Source organism: Yinghuangia sp. YIM S09857 (assembly GCF_051388915.1).
Classification (GTDB): domain Bacteria; phylum Actinomycetota; class Actinomycetes; order Streptomycetales; family Streptomycetaceae; genus Yinghuangia.
Genome location: NZ_JBPKBH010000007.1, coordinates 164,639 through 171,716, shown reverse-complemented (window position 1 = coordinate 171,716; position 7,078 = coordinate 164,639). Strand labels below are relative to the sequence as shown.

Annotated in this window: 4 protein-coding genes; all 4 read left to right on the top strand. The window is 71.7% G+C overall.

Annotated elements, in window-relative coordinates; translation table 11 throughout:
- Positions 1 to 1,966: hypothetical protein (locus ACRX5S_RS17055; protein WP_436773787.1), on the top strand; the 1,966-nt coding region annotated here is incomplete at its 5' end.
- Between the two features lie 93 nt (positions 1,967 to 2,059).
- The gene (uvrB, locus tag ACRX5S_RS17050; RefSeq protein ID WP_436773786.1) at positions 2,060 to 4,141 is read left to right on the top strand and encodes an excinuclease ABC subunit UvrB; all 2,082 of its coding nucleotides are present in this window, start codon (positions 2,060 to 2,062) and stop codon (positions 4,139 to 4,141) included.
- 339 nt (positions 4,142 to 4,480) lie between these two features.
- Positions 4,481 to 5,053 carry a TerD family protein gene (locus ACRX5S_RS17045; protein ID WP_436773785.1) on the top strand — a complete coding sequence of 191 codons (573 nt, stop codon included), beginning with the start codon at positions 4,481 to 4,483 and terminating at the stop codon, positions 5,051 to 5,053.
- A gap of 176 nt (positions 5,054 to 5,229) precedes the next feature.
- Entirely contained in the window at positions 5,230 to 7,035 is a 1,806-nt protein-coding gene (locus tag ACRX5S_RS17040) for a TerD family protein (protein ID WP_436773784.1), read from the top strand.
- The last annotated feature ends 43 nt before the right edge of the window (positions 7,036 to 7,078 follow it).

Sequence of the window (7,078 nt, the reverse complement as noted above, 5' to 3'; positions counted from 1 at the left end):
GGAGCGCGGAGCGCGCTCCGGCGGGGCCGACGGGACCGCGGCCGGGACCAAGGAGCCGAGCACGGCCGGACCCGCGACCGGGACAAGGCCGACGACCGCCGCAGCGGCCACCCGGACCCGCACCGGCACCCGCCTGCGCCGCCTCCTGCACACCTCACCCCGCACCTGGGACCGACGCCGGGCGGCGCGCATCGGCGTGCACGTGACCTGGCCGCTACTGCTGGCCACCTGGCTGACGTACAGCGTCGGCCGCTACGGCTTCGCGCCCATGGACCAGGGCTTCACCCAGGCGCTGACCTGGCGCATCCTCGACGGCCAGGTGCCGCACGCGGACTTCTTCTCGCCGCGTCCCGCCGGTTCGGCGCTCTTCCACGTCGTCGACTTCGCCCTTCCCGGCCCGCTCATGCTGATGCAGGCCTGGGTCGCGACGCTCCAGTTCGTCGTCTCCGCGATCGCGCTGACCGTGCTGGTGACGGGCCGCCCGTGGACGCGCTTCGGCCCGCTGCTGGTGGGCCTGACGGCCGCCGCCGCGATGATCAACCTGCACATGTGGGCCGCGATGACGTGGCACACCACCGACGGCATCTTCTTCGCCTCGCTCGGCTGGTGCCTCCTGGACCGCGGGCTGCGCCGCGACAGCGCCGCGCTGCGCCGCTGGGGCCTCTTCCTGGCCGGGTACGCGGTCATCTGCAAGCAGAGCTTCGCCCCCGTCCTGCTGGTGGCCCTCGCGATGCTGTTCCTGCACCCGCGCCGCCGCGGTGCCCTGACGCCCCGCCGCGTCGCGGGCGACCTCGCGGCCCTGGGCGCGGCCGGCTTCGGGTACGTCGTCTGGGTGGTCCTCGGCGGCGGCGCGGCCGAGCTCCCGAACCAGCTCCTCGGCGCCGACAGCATCTGGGGTGAGCGTGTCCTCACGATGATGCCGGAGATGCTGCGCGGGGCCCCGGACGAGCGGCGCTGGCTGCTGCTCTTCGCGGTCGCGCTGGCCGCCATCGTGGTCGCCCGGCTGTCCGCCCGCCGCCCCGGCGACGGTGCCGTGCAGCGCGTCGCGAGCTGGGCGGACCCGGCCGCGTGCCTGGTCGCGACCGGGGCGATCGTCGCCGAGCTGACGCAGGCGAAGCTGGCGTTCGCGGAGGTCGCGTACTCCTGCATCCTGTGGTGGATGCTGGTCGGCGCGGTCGTGGTCGACGCCGTAGTGCGCCGCCGGGTGCTGACCGGGGCACTGCCGGTGCTGGCGCTGGGCTGGATGGTGAGCCTGTCGTACGGCTACGACGTGCCCGCGCTGATCGGCGGGTCCATCGCGCTGACCACGATGGTCGTGCTGTGGCGCGGCGCGGCCACGCCCGTGCCGCTCGTGGTGGCGGCCGCGTCGCCCGCCCGCCGGGCCGCCGCCCTGCGCGCGTTCGCGCTGGCCGCGGCGGGGGCGATCGTGGTCGGGACCGGGGCGGTCAAGCTGCTGGACGTCCGCGACCACTACGGCTACATCGACGGCGGCCGCCCGTTCCTGACCCAGGACATGGGCACGGTGTCGCCCGAGATGCGCGGGATCCGCACGAGCCCGGGGGACCGCCGCTACATGACGCAGGTCCGCGACTGCGTCAAGGCGCGTCCGGCCAAGTGGGTCGCGGTGCTGCCGGACACGTCGGTGGCGTATCCGGTGTTCAAGTTGGACAACCCGTTCCCGATGGACTGGCTGTACTACATGGAGGTCACCAACCGCGAGGCCGAGAAGCTGATGCTCAAGCGCGCCAAGGAGCTGAACGCCTCGGGCGACTACCTCGTGCTGTTCCAGACCATCGACGTGCGGTTCGTGGCGGTGCCGGGGTACGTCCCCAAGACCGTGCCGCCGAACCAGCCCGTCGTGCACTGGACCGACCGCAACATCGAGGCCAAGGTCAAGCGGGAGCTCAAGGGCGAGGTCTTCTCGTGCGGCTCCTTCGTGGCCGTCTGGGCGCCGCCCAAGAAGTAGCGCCCGCGGCCCACCGAGCCGTGGGACCGCCCGAAGAAGCAGCCCGAGCGGCGGCCGCCGCCACTTGTCGCACCGAGGCCGTACGGTTGTCGCGTGCGACCCATCACGGACCTCGAACGCAAAGTGGCGCCCTTCCAGGTCGTCAGCCCCTACCAGCCCAACGGCGACCAGCCGGCGGCCATCGACGACCTCGAACGCCGCATCCGCGCCGCCGAGAAGGACGTCGTGCTGCTCGGCGCCACCGGCACGGGCAAGTCGGCGACCACCGCCTGGATGATCGAGCGGCTCCAGCGGCCGACCCTGGTCATGGCGCCCAACAAGACGCTCGCCGCGCAGCTCGCCAACGAGTTCCGCGAGCTCCTGCCGAACAACGCGGTCGAGTACTTCGTCTCGTACTACGACTACTACCAGCCCGAGGCGTACATCGCGCAGACGGACACGTACATCGAGAAGGACTCCTCGATCAACGAGGAGGTCGAGCGGCTGCGGCACTCGACCACCAACTCGCTGCTGACCCGCCGCGACGTCGTCGTGGTCGCGTCCGTGTCCTGCATCTACGGCCTCGGCACCCCGCAGGAGTACGTCGACCGCATGGTGTCGCTCAAGGTCGGCGAGGAGATCGACCGCGACGCGCTGCTGCGGCGGTTCGTCGACATCCAGTACGCGCGGAACGACGTCGCGTTCACGCGCGGCACCTTCCGGGTCCGCGGCGACACCATCGAGATCTTCCCGGTCTACGAGGAGCTCGCGGTCCGCATCGAGATGTTCGGCGACGAGATCGAGTCGCTGATGACACTGCACCCGCTCACCGGCGAGGTCGTCACCAACGACGAGCAGCTGTACGTCTTCCCGGCCACCCACTACGTGGCCGGTGCCGAGCGCATGGAGCGCGCGATCACCGGCATCGAGAAGGAACTCGCCGAGCAGCTCGCCCGGTTCGAGAAGCAGGGCAAGCTGCTGGAGGCCCAGCGGCTGCGCATGCGCACGACGTACGACATCGAGATGATGCGGCAGATCGGCACCTGCTCGGGTATCGAGAACTACTCGCGGCACATCGACGGCCGCGAGGCCGGCAGCGCGCCCAACACGCTGCTCGACTACTTCCCCGAGGATTTCCTGCTGGTCATCGACGAGTCGCACCAGACGGTGCCGCAGATCGGCGCGATGTACGAGGGCGACGCGTCGCGCAAGCGGAACCTGGTCGACCACGGCTTCCGGCTGCCGTCCGCGATCGACAACCGCCCGCTGAAGTGGGAGGAGTTCCTGGAGCGCATCGGGCAGACCGTGTACCTGTCCGCGACGCCCGGGCCGTACGAGCTGTCGCGCGGGAACGGCGTGGTCGAGCAGGTCATCCGCCCGACCGGGCTGATCGACCCCGAGGTCGTGGTCAAGCCGACCGAGGGCCAGATCGACGACCTCGTCGACGAGATCCGCAAGCGCGCCGAGCGCGACGAGCGCGTGCTGGTCACCACGCTCACCAAGAAGATGTCCGAGGACCTCACCGACTACCTCCTCGAACTGGGCATCCGGGTGCGCTACCTGCACAGCGACATCGACACGCTGCGCCGCATCGAGCTGCTGCGCGAATTGCGGCTCGGCGAGTTCGACGTGCTGGTCGGCATCAACCTGCTGCGCGAGGGCCTGGACCTGCCCGAGGTGTCGCTCGTGGCGATCCTGGACGCCGACAAGGAGGGCTTCCTGCGGTCCGGCACCTCGCTGATCCAGACCATCGGCCGCGCGGCCCGCAACGTGTCCGGCCAGGTGCACATGTACGCCGACCGCATCACTCCGTCGATGGAAAAAGCGATCGACGAGACGAACCGCCGCCGCGACAAGCAGATCGCCTACAACGAGGCCCACGGCATCGACCCGCAGCCGCTGCGCAAGAAGATCGTCGACATCCTCGACATGATCGCGCGCGAGGACGCGGACACCCAGGCGCTGATGGCGGGCGGCAAGGGCCGCGGCAAGGCCCCGGTCCCCACCGCCGGGCGCAATCTGCCGGATGCCAAGGACATGCCCGCGGCGGACCTCACGGACCTGATCGCGCAGCTCACCGAGCAGATGCACGCCGCCGCGTCCGAGCTCCAGTTCGAGCTCGCGGCCCGGCTGCGCGACGAGGTCGGCGAGCTGAAGAAGGAGCTGCGCGGCATGAAGGCCGCCGGGATGGCGTGACCCGCGGCGTGCCACGCTGCGGGCCCGTGCCGGCACTTGAGGGCACTTGCGGGTGGTCTTGGTCACCCGCGGGGAGGCGGGCGGCGGCGCGACGGGGCGCCGCCCGCGCGAACGGGCCGAGTCAGGAAGATTGCCCGCTTCGCGGGGCCGGGAACCGTCTACCAGGCGAACTGGTCCACAACAGAGGGAACGACCCGTCGAATCGAGACGTCATGAACGATAGGTTCGTCACGGATGGCCCCCCTGCCTGACTTCCCTGACGGGAGGTCCGGCGGGGGACTACGCTGCGGGCGCGAGGCCGCGTGCCGCGGAACAAGCTTTGTGAGGGGAGACATCACAGTGTCCGTCAACATGGTCAAGGGTCAGCGCCTGTCGCTCGAAAAGCAGGGTGGCGGCCAGCTCACCCTCGTCCGGATGGGCCTGGGCTGGGACGCGATCAAGAAGAAGGGTCTGTTCGGCAGCCGGGAGCGCGACATCGACCTGGACGCCTCCTGCGTCCTGTTCGCGGACCAGCAGCCGGTCGACGCCGTCTACTTCGGCCACCTGGTCAGCGACGACGGCTCGATCCGCCACACCGGCGACAACCTGACCGGTGCCGGCGACGGTGACGACGAGTCGATCATCGTCGACCTGACCCGCGTCCCGGTGCACGTGACGCAGATCATCTTCACGGTGAACTCGTTCCAGGGCCAGACCTTCCAGGAGGTCGAGAACGCGTTCTGCCGCATCGTCGACGAGACCAACGGCCAGGAGCTGGCCCGTTACACGCTCTCCGGCGGCGGCGCGCACAACGCCCAGGTCATGGCGAAGCTCTACCGCCACGGCGACGGGTGGAAGATGACCGCGATCGGTGAGCCGGCCAACGGCCGCACCTTCACCGAGCTGATGCCGGCCCTGGCCGCGCACCTGTAAGCGACAAGCCGGCAGTCCGAAACGGGCCGGGGCCACGGTCGAGACGGTGGCTCCGGCTCGTGCGGTTCCGTCCCTCGCGGGGCGGGGAGGGGAACCACCATGAGGGAGCGCAGCGAGCGCATCACCGTGAGGGCCGCGGTTCGCGACCGCGGCGCCGAGCTTCGGCGAGGTGCGGCATGAGCACCGAACTCGTCCGGGGTCAGAACCTGCCGCTCACCCAGCCGCAGGTCGCGGTGGAGGTCACCGCGCAGTGCCCCGTCGAAGTCGTCGCCGTGCTGCTGAACGCGGACCTGAAGGTGCGCGACGACGGCGACGTGCTCCAGCGCGACGGCCGTACGGTGCCCGGGGTGGCGCTGCGCCCGCAGGGCGTCGACGTGGACCTCTCGGCCCTTCCGGCGGACGTCGACCGGGTGATCGTCGCGGCGACCGTCGAGGGCGGCGGCGTCGACCGCTTCGGTGCCATCGCGGCCCCGGTCGCCCGGGTCACCGCGGGCGGGGCGCCGGTCGCCGGATACACCATCACCGACCTGGGCAGTGAGCGCGCGATCCAGACCGTCGAGCTGTACCGCCGGCAGGGCGCGTGGAAGGTGCGCGCGGTCGGCCAGGGGTACGACGGCGGCCTCGACGCGCTGTTGCGCGACCTGGGCGTCGAGCTGCGCGCCCCGATCGTGGACCGCGCGCGCATGCACCTCGCCGGTCCGGCCGCGCCCGCGCACAGCGCCGCGAACACCCCCGGCCCGGCGGCGTCGCAGTCGTCGCAGCCGCCCGCCCAACCGGTCCCGCCGGTCGCGGGCTTCCCGTCCGCGCCGTCGCCGACCCCGTCCACCGCGGGGTTGAGTGACGCGCAGCGCGAGGCGGCCGCACTGGAGGCGCGTCGCCAGGTCGAGCGGCTCTACGAGCAGGTGTGGGGCATCTTCGAGGACGCCGCACGCTCCGCCGCGTCGTACCGCTCGTCCGTCGGCTACGCCGACAACAGGCTCGACAAGGACCTGGAGGACGTGCTGAACGACCCGGCCGCGCGTACCTCGCCCGCCGGCCTCGCGCAGCAGGACGCCGCTCGGGCGAAGCACCGCGAGCTGATCGAGCGCGCGCGGGCCGGGCTGGACAAGGACTCCGCCCAACTCGCGGCCGAGGTCGCGCAGTTGGAGCCCAAGCTGCCGCCGGAGATGGCGCGCTGGGACTCCCCGGCGTGGGCCGGCTGGCGGGCGCCGGAGGACACCGCGCTGGCGATGCGCCTCGGCGACCTGCACCTGCCGGAGAATCCGCAGCTGCGGATCCCCATGGTGCTGCGGCTGCCGATGGAGCGCGGCCTGTGGATCGACAGCGGCGCGTCCGGTGTCGACGGGGACGTGGCCGGTGTCGCCGACGAGGCGGTGCGGGCGCGGGCCACCGAGCTCGCCGTGACGCTGTCGGCGCGCATGCTGTCGGCGTTCCCGGTCGGCGACCTGAAGCTGCACGTCGTGGACCCGGAGGGCAAGGGCGCGGCGGCAAGTCCGTTCGCGCCGCTGGCCGCCAGCGGGCTGCTCGTCGGCCCGGCGGCGACCACCGCCCCCGAGGTGTCCGCGACGATGTCGCGGCTGATGGACCGCGTCGAGTTGGCGCGGATGGCCATCGAGAGCGGTGCGACCGACGCGCTGCCGGAACACATCGACTTCAGCCGCCAGTTGCTGGTCGTGCACGGTTTCCCGTACGCCTTCGACGACCGGACCGTGACGCAGTTGCGGCACCTCGTCGAGGAGGGGCCGCGCGTCGGCGTGCACGTCATGGTGGTGGGCAGCCGGGCGGACGCGCAGTCGTTCGGCCCGCTGCTGGACCCGCTGTGGCGCGCGATGCTGCGGCTGACGCCGATTCCGGAGGACCACATCGCGGACCCGTGGGTCGGGCACGCGTGGACCTACTCGCCCGATCTGCCGTCGGACGGCACCGGCGTGACGCAGACGCTGCTGACGTGGGTCGCGTCGAGCGCGGCGGGAGGCCGCTGACCGGCGCGTAGTCGGAGCACGCAGTTCGGAGCACACAGGCGGC

What these genes read in the sequence shown, in the direction of transcription:
- ACRX5S_RS17040 (WP_436773784.1), top strand. Translation starts at nt 5,230, where the DNA reads ATGAGCACCGAACTCGTCCGGGGTCAGAACCTGCCGCTCACCCAGCCG.